The organism is Flavobacterium flevense, from assembly GCF_900142775.1.
GTDB lineage: Bacteria > Bacteroidota > Bacteroidia > Flavobacteriales > Flavobacteriaceae > Flavobacterium > Flavobacterium flevense.
In genome coordinates this window covers 118586-137853 of sequence record NZ_FRCC01000004.1, presented here as the reverse complement: position 1 = coordinate 137853, position 19268 = coordinate 118586, and the positions used below count along the sequence as shown (strand labels likewise).

Genomic DNA, 19268 nt, shown 5'->3' with positions numbered 1-19268 from the left:
CACCCCTCCAAAAGAGGGGAATCCATATGATTTGATAAATTTTAAAAGTTTCTTAAACCAAACAATAATCTATTGACAGTAGGTCTAAATAAAAAATGTCCAGAAAGTCCAAGTACAAAAGGTAGATTTTTGCTCCTGCGTTTAATTTTCTAAAACTGGCCGGAGTAAATCCGTAGAAGAATTTAAAGGCAGCCGAGAAGTGAGATACATCTTTATAACCACATTTATAAGCTACTTCGCTTACATTAGAAACTTCATTTTTAAATAGTTTTTTGGCATATTCCATTCTGAGTTCCGTAACATAACTTTTTATGGTAGTTTTAAAATGCGCCTTAAATCCTTTTTTTAATTTGAATTCGTTAAGAGAAATTAATCGGGACAGCTCCGAAAGAGACGGTGCATTTGTGAAATTTTTTTCTAAAATCAATTTCGCTTTCAAAAGTTTGCTTAAATCCTCCTCTCCTATTTCTTGTTCTTCATTTTTTGGTTTCTCTATTAAGGAATCCAATTGTAAAAGAAGGAGTTCTTTAATTTTAGCTTCCAGATATATTTTTTTCATCGAACCATCATAAGTACAGTTTTTGATTTCGTGAATAATCCACTGTATCCCCGGAGTAAAAGGAGCATATTTAGGGGTTAAGTATCCTGTTTTTTTCTGATTGATATTTTTAGAGAATTTTTTGTGCAGTCCCCAATCTTCGTTAATTAATTTCGAATAAAAATCAGGAGATAAAATAATGTACAGGCAATTTATTTCTTCTAAAGCCGGAATTTTATAAGTAGCGTTCAATTTAGAAGCATACAAAATATTATGGGTGTTTTCAATAGAATATTGTTCCCCTTCGAGTTCCTCTATCCGGGTTCCTAAATTATTCGAACAAATAAAATTCATTACTATCGATTCCCCCAGCATTTCGGTCTGAATGGTTTGCTCTGTTGAAAAACGCATTTTAATATCCATAATCAAAATCCCTTCAGAAATTTGGTTATGAATAGTAATTTCATCATTTTCATCCATTTTCAAAGTGCTTCTCTCTTCAGTAAACTGACTTTTCTGATGGTATAAATCGCCTGTTTCAATTGAAATGAAAGGTTGCTGATGTCCTGGAATTTTCGATTTAAATTTCAAAATAATAATCCGTTTTTACAAAGTAATAATCCGTTTTTCCCTATTCATCTTGTGGATGCTGATAGTATTTTTGCGCAAATCTATTTATAATAAATCTAATTAAGAATAATTTTTAGATAAAAAACATATTTAAATTCGATAATGAACATAAAACTACTTTTTTCTACAGTAATACTCTTACTTTCTACAATGGTCTTTTCGCAGGAAAAACAACCAAAAGAAAAAACGGCTGTAACAGAAAAAAAAAACAGGAAGGAAATTGAAGAGGCTGAAGAACTAAATGCTGTAAGTATCAAAGGAAAATCAAAAAAAGAAAAAATAGAAACTACTGGTTTTGCTGTAAATGTTATTGAAACTAAAGATGCATCACTAAGAAATTTAACAACCAATGAATTATTAGACCGCTCAGTTGGTGTACGGGTAAGGCAAAATGGAGGAATTGGTTCGAATGTTGAATACAACCTTAACGGCATGTCCGGGAGTACTATAGGAATATTTCTTGATGGAATTGAGGTTTCCACTTTTGGTTCTTCTTTCAATCTGAACAACATACCTCCCTCAATGATTGAGCGTATCGAGGTTTACAAAGGAATATTACCCTCTCATTTAACAGGTGATTATGTAGGTGGTGCTATCAATGTAGTCTTGAAAAAGGATGTTTCTCAAAATAATGCCACTGCCGCTGTCTCTTATGGATCATTCAATACTTTTCAATCTGATTTAAGCGCTAATTATCGCGATAAAAAAACCGGAATTTCTTTTAGAGGATCAGGATTTTACACTTATACTGATAATAGTTTTGAAACCTGGGGCCGATCTACAACTTACGTAAATCATCTGCAACAAATCATCAGACCTTATCGGGCAAAACGTTTTAACAACGATTATAAATCCGTGGGAGGTCGTTTTGAAGTGGGTTTTACCGATACCAAATGGGCTGATCAATTTTTCATAGGCTATAATGGCTCCAGCAACTACAGAGAAATTCCTCATGGAATAACTATGGCAGTTCCATATGTAGGTCGTTTTAATGAAACGGAAGCACATGCTTTAATACTTAATTACACTAAGAAAGATTTTCTTTTAAAAGACTTAGCATTAAATATTAATGCGGTAAGAAGCGAGCGAAGTACGTATTTACAAGATACTGTGAGTTTTGCTTACAATTGGGATGGCACTATTAGAGAAGTTGTTGAATTTGGAGAAAGAGTACCATTACGAACAAATGGAGGGCAACAAGGACCAAAAACGATTACGAATACCGATAGAAAAATCACGAATGCAAGATCTAATCTGGGTTACATGATTGCTAACGGACACCGTATTTCTATAAACCACAAATACGAAGCGACTAACAGAAAAGATGAAGATTTATTAAATCCGGCTTCTCAGGATTTAGCAACAAGGAGTCTGGTTTCTAAACACATTATTTCGATGAATTATGAAGCTGAAACTTTCAACAGAAAGCTAAAAACCAACTTTTTAGGAAAATATACAACCAACAGAACCAATCAGACAAAATCAGAAATTGTTACTACAGACGGTGTAAATGCAGTTGTAAAACGAGACACTACAACCTCTAATTATAATTTTGGCTACGGAGCTACTGCATCATACAATGTAATTTCTGATTTATTTGTTATTGGTTCTACTGAGAACTCTTATATCATGCCTACTGAAAACCAATTATTTGGAGCTCCTGAGATTAACATTCTGCCTAATCTTAGCTTAGAACCAGAAAAAAACATCAATTATAACTTAGGTTTTCGCTATGGAGCAATAGATTCTGGTAAACACAAAATATCTTTTTATGCCAATGCTTTTTGGCGTAATGGCTATAAAAAAATAACCCAACAAGCTGTTGATGTCTCAGAAATTGAAGATGAAGCTGATGCTGATATTCAAACCACCCGATATGTAAATCTTGGCCGGACACAAGCACGTGGTTTTGAAGCAGAAATTATTTATATCTATAATAACAGATTAAATGCTTCTTTAAATTTCTCCAAATTCAACAACGTTTTTAAACAAGAACGAGATGAAAATGGAAATGCACATAGCCTCTTTGGTCAACAAGTTCCTAACGAACCCTACCTAACCGCTAATGCCAATGTTCAATATCGCTTTAATGATGTTTTTCAAAAAAAATCCATACTTAACGCCTATTATACAATAGGATATGTAGGCGAATATTACATTGTTTGGGGACAGCCTGATTGGTCTTTAACTCCCAGTCAGTTTATACATGATTTAGGAGTAAGTTATCGATTCCCTTCTAAAAAACTGGTAGCCAGTATAGATGTAAAAAACCTATTGAATGCAGAAATCTATGACAACTTCCAAATTCAAAAACCAGGTAGAGGAATCTATTTCAAATTGAATTACACCTTTAGTAAATTTTTATAATCAAATAAATATATATCATGAAAAAAAATCTATTTAAAATAGCATTATTTAGTATCGCTACTGCCCTGACATTAGGAAGCTGTAGTAATGATGACAACAACGATTCAGGAGACAATTCAGGAAATGACGGAACACGCTGGATTTCCTTAACAGGTTCTTTTCCTGATGCAAATGGTACTGCTGGTAATGGAGGAACTCGTGCTTACGCCATAACACCAGAAAATGCTGAAAACCCTGACTATGAAGTAGATCTTTTTAAAATGGAAGGTGATAAATATGTTAATGGATTTGCTTTAAAGTCCAGCCGTACAGCACGTGTTCAGGCTTCTGCAGATGGTAAATTTTTATACAATATTCAATACACCGGAACTGAAGGTGGTGTATTCAATAAATACAGTGTTTCAGGTGCAGGAAAATACGAAGAAGTAGGTTTTGAATTAAATACTGCTACAATTTTAGGAACATCCCCTCGTTGGGTTAAAGCAGCTGAGGGAATTGGTGTAGGTGTATCTTTTGGTGAGGCTTTAGATCCATATACAGGAACAGCTCCAAATTTTGTTTACCGCAATCCTAAAGGAACGATAAAAATTGCTAATATAGATTTAAACAACACTGCTATTACGAATACTGGCAGCATTAACATAGATCTTGGTACTGAATTAGAATCACAAGGATACCATGTATGGAGAGCTGATGTTCCTGTGCTAAACCAAGCAAAAACTAAATTATTTATTGGCTTAGGTGTACGCAGGCATGATATCAACGGTACTGTAACTACAAATCCAACTTCCGGAGCTATTAATGGATGGGACAGAACTGACGAAAGAAATTTAGGAACCCTTACCTATGTAATAGATTATCCTAATTTAAGAAATGCTAAAATCATCTCTTCAAATAATACTATGATAGACAATCTTGGTTACCGTACCATGACACAATATGTAGGTACTGATGGTCATATTTATCAAGCTACTGCAACTTCAGGTCCCGATATTCTTCGTATTGACAAAACAACTAACGAGTATGATCAAGCATATCATTTTAATTTGAATACAGCTTTGAGTATCACTGGCGCCAGTATTAAAGCCTGGAGATATGTTAAAGATGGTATTGCTGTAGTTCTTTATACTATGGAAGACACAGCAGGTGGATATGTTGCGTTAATTAATCTTAATGACAAAACTGCGGTTAAATTAACTACAGAAATTGAGGAAGATGCCGAATTATCTACAACTTTACGTCAGTTCCAGAATATTGGTGTTATTGGAGACAACGTATATCTTCCATTAACTCCGGCCGGGAAAGATGGTAATATTTATATTGTAAATACAAAAACCAAAACAATCAAAAAAGGAGCTAAATTAAAAACAGCTTCAGGTAGTTACTATATTGGAGCTTACTAAGAAATATAATTCACAAAATTGAAATAAAAAAATCCGGACAAGTTTTTAATTTGTCCGGATTTTTTGCTTTTTAAAATAAGTATTCCATTTTACATCAAACTCAATATTTCTTTTTTGAATGCATCGTATTCTCCTTGTAAAATCAATCCGTTGTCAAGGAGTTTTTTGTAATTCTGTAGTTTTGCAAAAAGTTCATCCTGCGTCAATTCGCTGCTTGGTTTTTCTGTTGCAGGAGTGTGATTCTCCTGAACAGTCTCAACAGGATTAGAAACTGCCGGCATAATCTCAGCATAATGAGTGACCTCTTCGGTTTCCATTTCTTCAATTTCTTCTGGAACCTCAGTAATTTCTTCAGCAACAACAGCAGTATTATGAGCTGCTCCGTTTTTTATAATATCCAATTGTTCTTTAGCATACGTAAATATTTTTCTGGCCTGAATCTTCGGAATATAATCTATGGAAACTGTCATATCTGTTTTGGTAGAAAAAGAAAACTCTGAACCTAAGATATTCTCTTTTACAAATGTACCTTCAATCTGATCCCAGGTATAATCGATAAAATCCATTGAAAGTCCTAAATTTTTAGGCTGACAAATAATGATTCTTTTATTGGTCAAAACAATGCTATCCGGAAAAACCGTTAGTGCCGGTTTTTTCTGTACTCCTATATAGCCTATTTCTTCATTCTTCATCAATAAATCATTCAGTTTTGAAGTGATTTTTTCGATAGCCTTAGGATCTTGCTCTTCGTTTAAAAATTTTTTAATCTGATCTTTCATTTTAGACTTAATTTATTAGCTGTAGGTTTGGATAATCATTTTCAATAGTACAAAAGTAATACGTAATTTCATAAATAAGAGTTAATTATCCCAACTTTAGTCTGAATTATTTTCGATAATACCGTTTGTTATTTCAAAAAAGTTCAATAAAAAATTGAACTAAATAAAATATACAACGGCATTATACCCATAATGATTTTACTAAATTACCGCTTATATTTGGTATAAAAATACATAAAAAAGCCTTAGCTATTTTGTACAAATAACTAAGGCTTTTTATATTATTTATTATTTCGATTCTAAATCAGTCCTTTTCTTTTTTTCTCTAAATAACCATAATAGGTAAGATTGTTAGGTACATCAGCTTTTGGAAAGAAGTAACTGGCGATCCAGCCCACACTAAACAATACTAAATGGCTGTAAACCCCTAACATGTATTTGTGTTGGGTGTAATTATAAATCCCCATATCTAACAAAAGATGTTTATTTTCGCCTGATCCTGTTGATGTAGAGGTTAGTAAAGCAAAACCGGTAAACAAAATACAGGCTACAATACCTACATTCAATCCTTGTCTGTTAGCTCTGTTTACAAAAAGCCCCAGCAATAACATCCCTGCAATACCTCCGGAAAAAATAGCATACAACATAAAAACAGTTGACAAAATCCCTTCGTTTTCACCTGAATACACATACACTGATGCTACCATAATAGCGGCTAATCCTGCTAATACTACCAGAATTTTCCCCATTCTAAGTTGATCAGCACCTGAACTATTAGGCTTGATTCTTTTATAATAATCATCAACTCCTACTGCTGCTAAACAGTTCAAATCGGCATCCAGACTGGAAATAGCAGCGGCAATTAATGCTGATAAAATTAAACCTATCAAACCGGGTGGCAATTGTGTTGTAATAAAATAAGGAAAAACAGCGTCAGAACTAATACCAGCCGGTAACTCTAATGGATTTAAAGCATAAAAAGAGAATAATGCTGTACCAATAAACATAAAAACTGTCCATACAGGCACGGTAATGGCAATTCCCAATATAGAAGCATTAATTGCATCTTTATCAGACTTAGCCGTTAAATAACGTTGTACAATGGTTTGATCAGCTCCGTATTTTTGAATGGCATAAAAAGTACCATTAATCACCATAACCCAGAAAGTAAGATTAACAAAATCAAAATCATAAGGACCAAAACCTATTTTATCATGCTCCACAGCATAACTAACTATTTCTCCAAGACCACCATCCGTTTTAAAAATAATAACCGCAATAGCTACTATACCTCCTAAAATCAATAAAAATCCCTGAATAACATCCAGCCAGATAACGGCTTCCATTCCGCCAAAAAGCGTTATAAAAATAATGGCTATTCCTATTACCCAGATAATAGTTAAAGCATCAAAACCTGTCATGGAAGACAAGGCTAACGCCAATAAAAACAGTACGGAACCCATTTTAGAAAAATGAGCAAATATAAATCCTAAAGATCCATAGACTCTGGCAAGATAGCCAAATCTCTTTTCGAAATATTCATAAGCACTTAAACCAATGACATTGCGATACAAAGGCACAATAAAACGAATAGAAAACAGCAAAACTATGGGAACCATAAATCCCTGAACCAGCAAAATCCAGTTCGATTTAAATCCTTCTCCCGGATAAGCCAAAAAGGTTACACTACTGATTAATGTGGCAAAAATAGACATCCCCACTGCCCAGGCCGGAATACTTCCGCTGGCAGCAAAATATTGTTCCGTATTCGTGTTTTTTTTAGAAAACTTAACTCCAACCCAAAAAGTTGCAATCAGGGATAAAACAATAATAAAATAATCAATAAAATGTAACGAAGCTTGATTCATAATTTATAAAAATTAAAATTTCCAGATAGACTCAGTCCATTGATAACTTCCTGGTTTTAGGGTTAAAAACATCTCTTTTTCCTGCTCAATTCTCATTCTTATCACTCCTTGTGCTAATTCCTGTTCCGGGTAAAACTTTTTATATTCTAAATTTTCGATTATAGAATAGGCAGTTGCACCACCTTCTATCAATAATTCTTCCACTTTTACCCTTGCAAGCACCTTTTTTATGACTGTTGCAAAAATTTCTTTTATTCGAAACGGAATGTCATCAACATCATCACAATCTAAGGTATCAATGGCAATAATTACTTTATCTTTTTTTTCTAAGGCAACACTAATTTCGCCTGCCCAGTCGTCAATAGTTTGCTGATAATCTTCTTTACAAAAAATAGATTCTGGCATGTACAAAACACTTCCACCATCCTCTTTAACTTTTTTAACTACTTCCCTGCTTGGTAAATGATTACTTCCGCATACATACAACGCTTTTTTACCAAACAACAATGGGATTTTCTTTAAGTCTTTTTCTTTTTTTATTTTTTTCAAAATAGCATTAAAAAAACTGGCTCCACCCGCAGGTAACATGGTATCATCAATCACATTAGCCCAACCCATCAAATCTTCATTTGTGGGGGTATTCCCAATTATGAAACCTTCCTGTGGTATTTTTTGCCCCAAAGAAACAGAAAATGACTGGTCTTTATAATCGCCCCCAATCATGTCTAAAACATTAGAAGTAGTTCCTTTATCAAATTCATTTCCAAAAAAATCAGACTCCATCAATGGAATATTATTGATATAATAAATTCCGTTAACGATAGTCCTGTTCATAGAAGGATTGGCAGGCACTAACAATACTTTTTTCTTTCCGGAAATAGCTAATTGTACATCCAGTTCGTCTCCAATTTTCCCTCTAAGTAAAGAATCTGTCTTTTTATAAATAAAATCGGGACCTAATTTAAGTAATTCTTCTGTAACATCTTTGATTTGTTTTTGAGCTTCAGTTTTACATAAAGACCTTGTATTTGTTGCAATTACTAAAACATCACAGGTATAATCCTTGTTTACGCAAGTATCTATCGTAACAGAAAATCCGTTTCGAAGCGCAATTCCGCCTATTTCGGCAGCACCTGTAAAATCATCTGATATAACCGCTATCATCTTCTATTGATTGTCTTGTTTATTTTTATGAAGTTTAGCTGCATATTCTATGGCAAGTACCATAGCATCCGGACTGGCAATGCCTCTTCCTGCAATTTCCATTGCAGTACCATGATCTACCGAGGTTCTGATTATGGGTAATCCCAATGTAATATTGACACCTCTTACACTCTTCATTTGTCCCTTAGCCTGATCCCAGTTGAATCCTACTGTTTTAAAAGGAATATGTCCCTGATCGTGGTACATAGCCACACAGCCGTCATAAACCCCACCAATAGCTTTAGGGAATAATGTATCGGCAGGAATAGGTCCTTCTACGTTAAATCCTCTTTTTAGCGCTTCCTGAACTGCCGGAAGTATTTCTTGTTCTTCTTCCCAACCAAAAAGTCCTCCATCACTGGCATGCGGATTTAATCCTGCAACTCCAATTTTAGGATTCTTAACTCCTAATTTTTTACAAGCATCATCAATCAACGAAATGGTATCCAGGATTCGGTCTTTTTTAACCAAATCACAAGCTTGTCGCAATGACACATGCGTGGAAACGTGAATAACTCTTAAGTTTTCTTCTACCAATAACATTCCGTATTTTTTGGTATCGGTATAATGTGCATAGATTTCGGTATGCCCGGCAAAAACGTGTCCTGCTTTTTGGATAGATTCTTTGTTGATTGGTCCTGTTACTGTTCCGTCAATTTCTCCGGCTAAGGCCAATTCGATATTTTTAACAACCGTTCTAAAAGCCACATCGCCTGCTTCGGCAGTGATTTCGCCCATCTTTAAATCGGCGATATTCATATAATTTAAATCAAAAACATCCGCAATTCCTTTTTCGAATCTGGCGTCGGCAATTTTTGAGATTCTGTTTATTTTTAAATCCAGACCACAAAACCCAATTGCTTTTTCAAACACATCGGCTTCCCCTACTAAAACAGGCTGACATACTTCATACACCTTTGGATCTAATAATGCTTTTACCGCTACTTCAGGTCCTATACTTGCGGGATCTCCCATTGTTATCCCTAATATTGGCTTTCTATTCTCCATTATTCAATACTGTTTAAGCTTTTTAAATCGTTTCCGTAGTGGTTTATTTTTGCTGTCGCTATCTTTTCTTCGGCTTCATTCAGAGCAATCATCGGCAGTAAAACTTCTTTTGTACATAAATTATATTTTGCCAACAAGAATTTCAAAATCGGAATAGCATTACATAAAATTTGGTTTTCCTGATATACTTTAGAAATAGCATCGCTTTTTTCCTGTGCTTTTTGTGCCGCTTCATTATTTCCTGAAAGCACACTTTCGTAAATTGTGCTGTACAACTGAGGCGTTAAGTTTCCTGTACTTGGTACTAATCCATCGGCTCCCAGTAGCATCCCTTCATAAGATTTGGCTGCCCAGCCTAACAGATAGGAGAAATCTTCTCTGTCTTTCCATAAGCTGATAGCTTTTGCCATACGTTCTTCACCTCTTTCTGATTCTTTGTAACCCACAATATTAGGATGCTGACTCAAAACGTCTGCGGTTTCTAAATCAATAGACATATTAGTGGTCATAGGCATATTATAAACAATCAACGGCAAAGAAACAGCCGATGCCAATTGCTGATAATAATTTAAAATATGATTTTGATTCAGCGGATAATAATAAGGCACGTGAGCTACTAAAACATCCACTCCTAAATCAGTATAAATTGTAGCCTGATCTAAAGATTCCTGAAAAGAATTCCCCGAAATCCCAGCATATACCATTGCTTTTCCGCTAGCTGCTTCAACTGTTTTTTTAACTAATGCTACTTTATTTTCGAAAGTAACAGAACTGGATTCGCCTGTAGTTCCTAATACAAAAGGATGACATCCCCCTTCGATTAAATGATTAACCAAAGTAGTTACAGCGTCTAAATCAATACTCTTATCAGCACGCAATGGGGTCACCATTGGTACAACTACTCCACTATATTTCTTTATATTTTTCATTTTTATTCTGTTAAAAAGCGGCTTTATAAATGGCTATAGCATCATCCACCGCAATTTCTCTAATATTATTTTTTAATAACCGTTGTACTTTGACAGCTCCTTCTGCTAATTGAGGAATCGATTCTTCTTTGACTCCTGCCTCGCTTAAAGTTAACGGTAAACCACAATCGACAATTAATTGTTTCATGATTTTTACTCCTTCTAAAGCCGTTTCCTTTGAAGTAGCTTTTTTTTCTGCTCCTAAAACCTCCGCTATTCGCTCATATTTACTGGCATCGGCTTCGATATTGTATTCCATCACATACGGCAGCAATAAAGCATTTGACAATCCGTGCGGAATATGATATTCAACTCCTAATGGGTAAGATAGAGCATGAACAGCAGCCGTATTAACCGGTCCCAGACACATTCCTCCATACATGCTCCCTAAAGCTACCTGAGTTCTGGCTTCTAAATCAGTTCCATCATCACAGGCTCTTTTCAGGTATTTTGCAATAAGTCTGACACCTTCTAGAGCATACAAATCCACAAAAGGATGTGCAAATTTATTGGTATAGGCTTCTAAACAATGCGTTAAAGCATCAATTCCTGTTGCCGCTGTTATCTTTTTAGGCAACAAAACCGTCAAAACAGGATCAACATAAGCCGCATCAGGAACTAAATACGGACTAATAACACCTACTTTTTCTCCCTGATTATTTACAAAAATGGCGTTAGGCGAAACTTCGCTTCCTGTCCCTGAAGTTGTAGGAATACAGGCTACGTAAGTTTGTCTTTCTTTTAGGTTGCCATTGCCTTTAACTTCTTCTAAGGTTTGTGAATTCTTTAACTGTGCCGCTACTAATTTAGCAACATCCAGCACGCTTCCTCCACCAATACCAACAATACTGTCGGCATCAAATTTTTTTGCTTTTAGCAAAATTTTGTCAAAATCCTCAAATGTAGGTTCACCAACAATAGATTCGTCAACAAAAACTGCAACTCCATGTGCTTGTAATTGCTGTAAAAAAGGAGCTAGTGTAGTATTAAGTTCTGCTATACTTAACAAGAACATCTTTTTTAGTCCTCTTTCAACAAAATCACTAACAAATCGCTGCATACTTCCCTCCCCGAAAACGACACGATTAGGATTTAAAATTACAATTTCTTTCATTCTTTCTCTTTTAACTCACCATTCTTAAACTGGAAAAAGCTTTTTTTAAAAAATGTAAACGTTTACATTTTTAATGATAAAAAAACTACTCCAATCGAGTAGTTGACTTTCTCAGTATTAATTCTGTTTTTAATATAATATTTTCTTTCTTTTTAGCTGGGTTCAGCATTCTTTCATAAAGCATTTCCGCAGCTTTTCTTCCCATGTCAAAACCAGGCTGACGCACAGCTGATAATGGCGGATTTAATGAAATGGACCATGGCATATCATCAAAACCTATTATCGAAATCTCTTCAGGTATCTTGATGCTTTTTGCATGAATAGCTTCTAAAGCTCCTAAAGTCAACAGGTTATTTCCGGAGAAAATAGCTGTTGGTCTGTCTTTTAATTCTAAAATTTTATTAGCAATTTCAAATCCACTCTTATAATCGGTATCTCTTGAAAAAATTAATTTTTCATCAAATGCTACTCCGTAATCATTTAAGGCTCTTTTATATCCCGCCAAACGCTCAATATAAGTAGGAATCTTAAAATTACCTGAAATAAACGCAATTCTTCGGTGACCAATACTCAATAGATGATCAATAGCATTAAAAGCTCCTTGTTCATTATCAACTTTTACAACATCAACATCAATCTCAGTCAAGCCCCTGTCGATACAAACTACCGGAATATTCTTTTTTACTAAATTTTCAATTCCTTTGTCTTTACCATGAATGGGAGCTACAATAAGTCCATCAATGTTTTCCGACTGAAGGATATCTAAGTACAATTTTTCCTTCTTTTCATCCTGTCCAAAATTACCTATCATAACCGCAAAGTTATTCTGATACGCATAATCTTCAACACCTCTGACTACATCAACAAAAAATGGATTTTGAATATCCGGAATAATAAGGCCTAATAATTTGGTTTTATTATTAGTACTTCTTAAACGCTGTGCCACACGATTAGGCTTGTATTCTAAGGCTTCAATCGAAGCCATAACTTTGAGCATAGTAGCTTTACTTACCTTAGGATCATTATTAATCACCCTAGATACTGTGGCTATGGAAACCTTTGAATGCTTTGCTACTGACTTTAAATTTGACACAATGTAAACGTTTACATGACAAATATGTGGATTTTAATTTTAAAAAACAAATTTTACTGACTTTTGTTTTTTAAATACGCTAAAATAAACGTAAAACACTAAAAACAAGACAGATACACTTACCAACTAATTAGCCGCTAAAAGTTCATTTTGCACTTTTTTAGTCAAACTATTGAAAACCAAAGAATAAGAACCATCTATCATTTCTTTCAATAACAAATCAGAAACATCAAAATTAATCGCAACGGTATTCCAATGATTTTTATTCATGTGAAAACCCGGCTTTACAGCCTCAAATTGAACTCTCCATTCTTTAGCTGTATCGGGATCACATTTTAAATTAACCGATGGCTGCCCTGATTCCCATTGTTTTAAAGAGGAAAGCGCAAATATCTTACCTCCTACCTTAAAAACCAGAGTGTCCTGATCAAAAGGAAAATGCTCCGTAACGCCTTTTTTCGAAAGACAATATTCGTAAAATGTTTCTAAATCCATTATAGTACTTTTTCCATTAATTTCTCGGGATGTGCTAACAATTTGAATCCGAATTTCTCATATAAAAAATGAGCATCAGTGGTCGCTAATCGCCAAATTTTTATGTTTTTCAATTGCGGTTCTTTCATCATAGCATCTATCAAAAGTGATGAATAGCCATTTCCGCGGTGTTTTTCATCAATAAAAACATCCATCAAATAGGCAAAAACCACATAATCGGTAATTACTCTGGCAAAACCTATTTGTTGATCGTCTAAATAAATTCCGAAACAAAAAGAATGTTCAATTGTTGTTTGCACTTCTTCAATAGTACGACCCGCTGCCCAGTAAATATCTTTCAGGAAATCCTGAATGAAAGCAACGTCTAATTTATTTTTATCAGTAGATATAGTAATCATATTTTATACAAAACAGGTTTTGATGGCGAAGCGTCATTTTCAAAAGAAGCAATTTGCAAATTCAACAAATAACTTCCGTCTCGCACCTCATCTTCAACAAAAATCATTTCGGTAATCGTACAATGCAATCGGGCATCAGCATTAAGGTGAACAACATCTTTTACATTCCAAAAGGCTTTGTGAGCCAACAGTTTTCCCTCGTCATGCTCTTTATCCACACTTGGTAAATCAATCAATAAATGCTGAATTCCGCTTTCGTGAATGAAAATCGCCGCTTCCTCAGACAAATAAGGCGGATTGGTATTCGAATAATTCCGATGCTTTTTGTTTTCCAAATTAGGAAGCGTCCTGATAATTAAAGCTTCGGGAGTTTTTCCCTTCAAAAGATGCTCAAGCTGATTTTTAGCAATTAACAAATCTTCTCCCTGAGTTTGCGGTTGCACCGAAATCAATTCAGCCACAAAGAAAAACTGCTTCAAACATTGATTGAGACTATAAAATTCTTTAGTAATATGCCCCAGACACTCGGTATGTGTGCCGTGAGCATGCGGATTAAAAAAGATATTATTAAAATTGGTCGAAGCGCCATCTTTGACACTCCCCGTCCATTCACCAAAAAAAACAGGTTTTATTTCCGGTTTTTCAAGATACCAGGCAATAGGATTCGCATCCGTATTGGTCAACGGAATAGAAATATCAATGGGTTTTGATAAATCGACTTCGAAGTTGTTGATTTTCGCTTTCATTTTTCTTAACCGCAAAGGGCACTAAGTTTACGCAAATTTCACAAAGCTTAGCGTACTTTGTGCCTTCTTTGTGTTCTTTGCGGTTAAACAATTATTCCAAATTTAAATAAAATAAGTCTGATGCAATCCCATCCGTCAAAAATTTTCCTTTTGGCGTGGGTTTCAAAATGTTATTTTCTATAAAAAGTAAATCATCATTCAGGAATTTTTGAGCTTGTTTTAATAAATAATCCAAAAAGTTTTGACTAAATTCAGATGCAATTCTATCCAGTGAAACACCCCAAATAGTCCTCAAACCCGTCATAATATATTCGTTATAACGATCTTCAACAGATAGTTTTTCAGTTTCAGCAGGCAATTCATTATTCTGAATTGATTTTAGATACAATGCATTGTTGGCGATATTCCAACTTCTGGAAATCCCATCATAACTGTGGGCTGAAGGACCAATCCCGATGTATTTTTTACCCAGCCAATACGCCGAATTATTTTTAGAAAAGAAATCAGGCTTTCCAAAATTGGATAATTCGTAATGAATAAATCCGTTGTTTTCCAATGTTTCTACCAGAATCATAAAATGTTCCGAAGCTACTTCGTCTTTTGGTTCAGCAATTTCACCAGTTTGAATCAGTTTTTTCAAAGCGGTTTTGGGTTCCACCGTCAAGGCATAACTGGAAATGTGCGGGATTCCAAAACTCAAAGCGGTTTCAATATTATGTTGCCATTTTTCGTTACTCATCCCGGGAACTCCATAAATTAAATCCAGAGAAATATTATCGAAATATCTGGTAGCTATTTCCAAACATTTTTTGGCTTCCGCCGAATTATGAGCGCGATTCATCATTTTCAAATCCTCTTCATAGAAAGATTGAATCCCGATAGAGAGACGATTAATCCCAATTTTTGAAAGTTCAATCAGATATTCCTCTGATAAATCATCAGGATTAGCTTCTAAGGTAATTTCTGGATTTTGGATAACTTTATAATTTTCATAAATCGAATCCATCTGCAATTTCAAATCTGAAATCTGCAATCTGCTTGGCGTTCCTCCTCCAAAATAAATGGTCTCAACCATTTGATTAGCAAACTCCTTTTTACGCATTGCTATTTCTTTGGCCAAAGCCAAAACCATCTCCTCTTTTTTCTTCATTGATGTAGAAAAATGAAAGTCACAATAATTGCATGCCTGCTTGCAAAAAGGGATATGTATGTAGATTCCTGACATAAATTGATGGTCAGCAACAGTGATCAGTGGTCAGTTCTGCTGACTAACTACTGCATACTGATTACTTTTTAACTCGTTCTTCATTTTGTTTCACAAAAGCATCCCAGCCCGAATAACTTTTTCCAGCCACCACTTTTCCTGAGTTGAAAAAATGACAAACTGCAGCTGCTAATCCATCGGTGGAATCCAGATTTTTAGGCAATTCTTTCAGTCCTAAAAGCTGTTGCAGCATTTTTGCCACCTGCTCTTTGCTGGCGTTTCCGTTTCCGGTGATCGCCATTTTTATTTTCTTAGGTTCGTATTCGGTAATAGGAATATCTCTGGAAAGTCCCGCCGCCATGGCTACTCCTTGGGCACGACCCAACTTTAGCATAGATTGCACATTTTTACCAAAAAAAGGCGCTTCGATGGCAATTTCGTCCGGATGATGCGTGTCAATTAATTCAATAGTACGCTCAAAAATGATTTTCAGCTTTTGATAGTGATTATCATATTTAGACAACTGCAATTCGTTCAACTGAACAAATTCCATTTTTTTATTGATAACCCGTATCAAACCAAAACCCATTATGGTTGTTCCCGGATCGATACCTAATATGATGCGTTCTTTTGTCATTATTTATTTTTGTACGCTTTTATTGTTACATAGAGTTTCGCAAATTTAATTACTATCGTTTCTTATACCCTCATTGAGAATGGCACACTGATGAAACGGATTTTACGGATTATCGCAGAAATTCACCAAAGAGTGATAAAAATCCGTTTTTATCTGTTCAATCAGTGTCATCTGTGGCCTTTTTTATTTAGTCCCCTTAGTGAACAGTCATAAAAACTAATTTAAATCCTTAACATCTCTTCGGGATTTACTTTTCATTTCTTTTTGCAATACTTCTTTTTGTTACGCAGAGTTTCGCAAAGTTAATTACTATCGTTTCTTATACCCTCATTGAGAATGGCACACTGATGAAACGGATTTTACGGATTATCGCAGATTGTAATTCACTAAAGAGTGATAAAAATCCGTTTTTATCTGTTCAATCAGTGTCATCTGTAGCCTTTTTTATTTAGTCCCCTTAGTGAACAATCATAAAAACTAATTTTAATCCTTAACATCTCTTCGGGATTTACTTTTCATTTCTTTGCAATACTTCTTTTTGTTACACAGAGTTTCGCAAAGAAAAAAAACAGAGATGCACAAAACTTATTTAAAATTCTTTGTGAATCTCTGTGATAACTTCGCGCAACTTTGTGAAACACTTTATCACACAGCTAAAAAATTTAAAATTCTTTGTGAAACTCTGTGAGTCTTTGCGTTTCTTTGCGCAATAGTTCTTCGTTATGATTTCAATTCCTCACAAAACTAAGCAATTCCTGGTACTTCTAATCAAAGTTTTGATTGTAGGTGGCGCCTTTTATTTTATTTACAACCAACTGGCGAATAACGACCAACTCGATTGGCAGAAATTCATTGCTTTATTCCAAAAAAATCAATCCATTACAGGAATTAGTTTTATCTTGTTGCTGAGTGTTTTAAATCGATATTTTGAAATTTTAAAATGGCAAAATCTGGCACAGCACATTCGTAAAATCTCCGTTTCTGAATCCACTAAACAAGTCTTAGCTGCTTTAACCGCCGGATTATTTACACCAAATGGCGTAGGCGAATATGCCGGAAAAGCGCTGTTTTTCAATAAATCAGAAACCAAAAAAGTAGTTTTCCTGAATTTAATTTGCAACGGAATCCAAATGGTTTTGACGGTTATTTTCGGAATATTTGGATTGTTGTATTTCAACACGCTGTATGAGGTAATCACCCCAAAAATGGTTCTGATACTTTTTGGGATTTTGATTGCCGTTTTTCTTTTACTTTTTTCAATCAAAAAAATAACAATAAAAGGCTTTTCGATAGAAAAACTCATTCATAAAATCAATGAAATTCCTAAAAGTATTCACCGGAAAAATATTCTTTTAGGAACTTGTCGTTATCTGGTTTTCTCACATCAATACTACTTTTTGTTTTTGGCTTTTGATGTTCATTTGCCTTATTTAATCCTAATTTCTACCATTGCCAGCGTTTATTTTTTAGCTTCCTCTTTGCCTACTTTTCAGTTTTTGGATTTTGCTGTAAAAGGTGGTGTTGCCATATATTTCTTTGGGATTTTAGGAGTAAACGAATGGATTGTGGTTTTTATTTCTACCCTGATGTGGTTTCTTAATGTGGTAATTCCTGTGGTTATTGGCAGTTATTATGTGTTGAATTTTAAGCCCTCACCCCAGACTTCTCCAGACGATAGGGAGCTATAACCTAATAAAATAATCATGATTACAATTATTTTATTTTTACCGTTTTTATTTTACATTATTTCAATTGGAACACTGATTTATGGGTTTACCAAAATAAAAAACTACGATGCTATTGGCTTAAAGCCTAAAACCAGCTTTACAATTGTAGTTCCTTTCCGGAATGAAGCCGAAAATTTACCTGCTCTTTTAGAAAGCATTTCGAAAATGAATTATCCAACGGATTTATTTGAAGTGATTCTGGTGGATGATGAATCAGATTTCAAATTTCAGATTTTAGATTTTAAATTTCAGATTTCACAAATTGACAATCTTCGCGTGTCGAATTCTCCTAAAAAAGACGCTATAAGCACCGCCATGCAAGTTGCAAAAAACGAATGGATTATCAGCACCGATGCAGACTGTAAAGTTCCTGAAAACTGGCTTTTAAGTTTAGACAATTACATTCAGACACATGACGTTGCAATGATTGCAGGAGCAGTGACTTATGAATGCAATAATTCTTTTTTACAGCATTTTCAGCAATTGGATCTGGCTAGTTTACAAGGAGCAACAATGGGCAGTTTTGGAATAGAGAAAGGTTTTATGTGTAATGGTGCTAATTTCGCTTATACTAAATCACTATTTAAGGTCCTGAATGGTTTTGAAGGAAATGATGCTATTGCCAGTGGAGACGATGTTTTCCTGTTGCAAAAAGCAATACTCTCCCGAAATTTTGGGAGTAAAAAAGTGCATTATTTAAAATCCGAAAATAACATTGTTACTACAAAACCAGTCGAGAATTGGAAAACTTTATTTTACCAAAGAGTCCGCTGGGCTTCTAAAACGAGTTCGTATCAAAGTTATTTTGGTAAATTATTAGGCTTGTTGGTTTTTGCCGGAAATTTGATTGTGATGCTGAGTTATGGATTTTGGATAACAGGATTTATTTCGTTCTCAGTTTTTTTGATGCTGATTTTTTCCAAATTTATTGTTGATAGTATTTTGATTTACCAAACCCATCAATTTTTAACCCAACAGAAAATGCGCTATTTGGTTGTTAGCAGTTTATTGTATCCTTTTTTTAGTGTGGGAGTTGCTTTGTACTCGTTATTTGGAAAATATGAATGGAAAGGCAGACGGTTTTAGCCCA

The 19268-nt window shown here is 34.7% G+C and carries 17 protein-coding genes; 4 read left to right on the top strand and 13 right to left on the bottom strand.

All coding sequences use genetic code 11. The annotated features are described in order from the left end of the window. Positions 1-52: 52 nt before the first annotated feature. The gene (locus BUB89_RS08640) at positions 53-1129 is read right to left on the bottom strand and encodes a helix-turn-helix domain-containing protein (protein WP_073244057.1); all 1077 of its coding nucleotides are present in this window, start codon (positions 1127-1129) and stop codon (positions 53-55) included. 141 nt (positions 1130-1270) lie between these two features. Here BUB89_RS08640 and BUB89_RS08635 point away from each other — a divergent pair, with 141 nt between their 5' ends. Both BUB89_RS08635 and BUB89_RS08630 read left to right on the top strand, forming a co-directional pair. After that, positions 1271-3535, top strand: coding sequence for a TonB-dependent receptor plug domain-containing protein (locus BUB89_RS08635; RefSeq protein WP_083552617.1), 2265 nt, complete (start codon positions 1271-1273; stop codon positions 3533-3535). A 17-nt stretch (positions 3536-3552) separates the two neighbouring features. Continuing rightward, complete coding sequence (locus BUB89_RS08630; RefSeq protein WP_073244052.1) at positions 3553-4938, top strand: hypothetical protein; 1386 nt, start codon at positions 3553-3555, stop codon at positions 4936-4938. A gap of 89 nt (positions 4939-5027) precedes the next feature. Here BUB89_RS08630 and BUB89_RS08625 read toward each other — a convergent pair whose 3' ends face one another. The 12 genes from BUB89_RS08625 to ruvC all read right to left on the bottom strand — a co-directional run bounded on the left by BUB89_RS08625 (position 5028) and on the right by ruvC (position 16451). Beyond that, complete coding sequence (locus BUB89_RS08625; RefSeq protein ID WP_073244050.1) at positions 5028-5717, bottom strand: PH domain-containing protein; 690 nt, start codon at positions 5715-5717, stop codon at positions 5028-5030. Positions 5718-6016: 299 nt separating this feature from the next. Further along, a complete protein-coding gene (locus BUB89_RS08620; protein WP_073244048.1) occupies positions 6017-7585 on the bottom strand; it encodes a sodium:solute symporter family protein in 1569 nt (522 codons plus the stop codon). A 12-nt stretch (positions 7586-7597) separates the two neighbouring features. Continuing rightward, positions 7598-8749 carry a four-carbon acid sugar kinase family protein gene (locus tag BUB89_RS08615; RefSeq protein WP_073244045.1) on the bottom strand — a complete coding sequence of 384 codons (1152 nt, stop codon included), beginning with the start codon at positions 8747-8749 and terminating at the stop codon, positions 7598-7600. Between the two features lie 3 nt (positions 8750-8752). After that, positions 8753-9796, bottom strand: coding sequence for a 4-hydroxythreonine-4-phosphate dehydrogenase PdxA (gene pdxA / locus BUB89_RS08610; protein ID WP_073244043.1), 1044 nt, complete (start codon positions 9794-9796; stop codon positions 8753-8755). Then, complete coding sequence (locus BUB89_RS08605) at positions 9796-10725, bottom strand: dihydrodipicolinate synthase family protein (RefSeq protein WP_073244041.1); 930 nt, start codon at positions 10723-10725, stop codon at positions 9796-9798. Before BUB89_RS08605 ends, pdxA begins: the two co-directional genes overlap by 1 nt. A 10-nt stretch (positions 10726-10735) precedes the next feature. Continuing rightward, on the bottom strand, positions 10736-11878 hold the full coding sequence (locus BUB89_RS08600; RefSeq protein ID WP_073244039.1) for an iron-containing alcohol dehydrogenase: 1143 nt from the start codon (positions 11876-11878) through the stop codon (positions 10736-10738). Between the two features lie 85 nt (positions 11879-11963). After that, a complete protein-coding gene (locus BUB89_RS08595; RefSeq protein ID WP_073244037.1) occupies positions 11964-12971 on the bottom strand; it encodes a LacI family DNA-binding transcriptional regulator in 1008 nt (335 codons plus the stop codon). Positions 12972-13097: 126 nt separating this feature from the next. Next, positions 13098-13466: an MmcQ/YjbR family DNA-binding protein gene (locus BUB89_RS08590; RefSeq protein WP_073244035.1), complete on the bottom strand. Its 369-nt coding sequence runs from the start codon at positions 13464-13466 to the stop codon at positions 13098-13100. Beyond that, positions 13466-13864, bottom strand: coding sequence for a GNAT family N-acetyltransferase (locus tag BUB89_RS08585; RefSeq protein ID WP_073244033.1), 399 nt, complete (start codon positions 13862-13864; stop codon positions 13466-13468). Before BUB89_RS08585 ends, BUB89_RS08590 begins: the two co-directional genes overlap by 1 nt. Next, a complete protein-coding gene (locus BUB89_RS08580) occupies positions 13861-14610 on the bottom strand; it encodes a cyclase family protein (protein WP_073244031.1) in 750 nt (249 codons plus the stop codon). The genes BUB89_RS08585 and BUB89_RS08580 overlap by 4 nt, the downstream gene beginning before the upstream one ends. A gap of 91 nt (positions 14611-14701) precedes the next feature. After that, on the bottom strand, positions 14702-15835 hold the full coding sequence (gene hemW, locus BUB89_RS08575; protein ID WP_073244029.1) for a radical SAM family heme chaperone HemW: 1134 nt from the start codon (positions 15833-15835) through the stop codon (positions 14702-14704). Between the two features lie 61 nt (positions 15836-15896). Beyond that, entirely contained in the window at positions 15897-16451 is a 555-nt protein-coding gene (ruvC, locus tag BUB89_RS08570) for a crossover junction endodeoxyribonuclease RuvC (protein WP_073244027.1), read from the bottom strand. A 722-nt stretch (positions 16452-17173) separates the two neighbouring features. Here ruvC and BUB89_RS08565 point away from each other — a divergent pair. Beyond that, positions 17174-18139, top strand: coding sequence for a lysylphosphatidylglycerol synthase transmembrane domain-containing protein (locus BUB89_RS08565; protein WP_073244025.1), 966 nt, complete (start codon positions 17174-17176; stop codon positions 18137-18139). A 15-nt stretch (positions 18140-18154) separates the two neighbouring features. Continuing rightward, positions 18155-19264: a glycosyltransferase family 2 protein gene (locus BUB89_RS08560; protein ID WP_073244023.1), complete on the top strand. Its 1110-nt coding sequence runs from the start codon at positions 18155-18157 to the stop codon at positions 19262-19264. Positions 19265-19268: the final 4 nt, after the last annotated feature.

What these genes read in the sequence shown, in the direction of transcription:
- BUB89_RS08635 (WP_083552617.1), top strand. Translation starts at nt 1,271, where the DNA reads ATGAACATAAAACTACTTTTTTCTACAGTAATACTCTTACTTTCTACA.
- BUB89_RS08630 (WP_073244052.1), top strand. Translation starts at nt 3,553, where the DNA reads ATGAAAAAAAATCTATTTAAAATAGCATTATTTAGTATCGCTACTGCC.
- BUB89_RS08625 (WP_073244050.1), bottom strand. Translation starts at nt 5,717, where the DNA reads ATGAAAGATCAGATTAAAAAATTTTTAAACGAAGAGCAAGATCCTAAG.
- BUB89_RS08620 (WP_073244048.1), bottom strand. Translation starts at nt 7,585, where the DNA reads ATGAATCAAGCTTCGTTACATTTTATTGATTATTTTATTATTGTTTTA.
- BUB89_RS08615 (WP_073244045.1), bottom strand. Translation starts at nt 8,749, where the DNA reads ATGATAGCGGTTATATCAGATGATTTTACAGGTGCTGCCGAAATAGGC.
- pdxA (WP_073244043.1), bottom strand. Translation starts at nt 9,796, where the DNA reads ATGGAGAATAGAAAGCCAATATTAGGGATAACAATGGGAGATCCCGCA.
- BUB89_RS08605 (WP_073244041.1), bottom strand. Translation starts at nt 10,725, where the DNA reads ATGAAAAATATAAAGAAATATAGTGGAGTAGTTGTACCAATGGTGACC.
- BUB89_RS08600 (WP_073244039.1), bottom strand. Translation starts at nt 11,878, where the DNA reads ATGAAAGAAATTGTAATTTTAAATCCTAATCGTGTCGTTTTCGGGGAG.
- BUB89_RS08590 (WP_073244035.1), bottom strand. Translation starts at nt 13,466, where the DNA reads ATGGATTTAGAAACATTTTACGAATATTGTCTTTCGAAAAAAGGCGTT.
- BUB89_RS08585 (WP_073244033.1), bottom strand. Translation starts at nt 13,864, where the DNA reads ATGATTACTATATCTACTGATAAAAATAAATTAGACGTTGCTTTCATT.
- BUB89_RS08580 (WP_073244031.1), bottom strand. Translation starts at nt 14,610, where the DNA reads ATGAAAGCGAAAATCAACAACTTCGAAGTCGATTTATCAAAACCCATT.
- hemW (WP_073244029.1), bottom strand. Translation starts at nt 15,835, where the DNA reads ATGTCAGGAATCTACATACATATCCCTTTTTGCAAGCAGGCATGCAAT.
- ruvC (WP_073244027.1), bottom strand. Translation starts at nt 16,451, where the DNA reads ATGACAAAAGAACGCATCATATTAGGTATCGATCCGGGAACAACCATA.
- BUB89_RS08565 (WP_073244025.1), top strand. Translation starts at nt 17,174, where the DNA reads ATGATTTCAATTCCTCACAAAACTAAGCAATTCCTGGTACTTCTAATC.
- BUB89_RS08560 (WP_073244023.1), top strand. Translation starts at nt 18,155, where the DNA reads ATGATTACAATTATTTTATTTTTACCGTTTTTATTTTACATTATTTCA.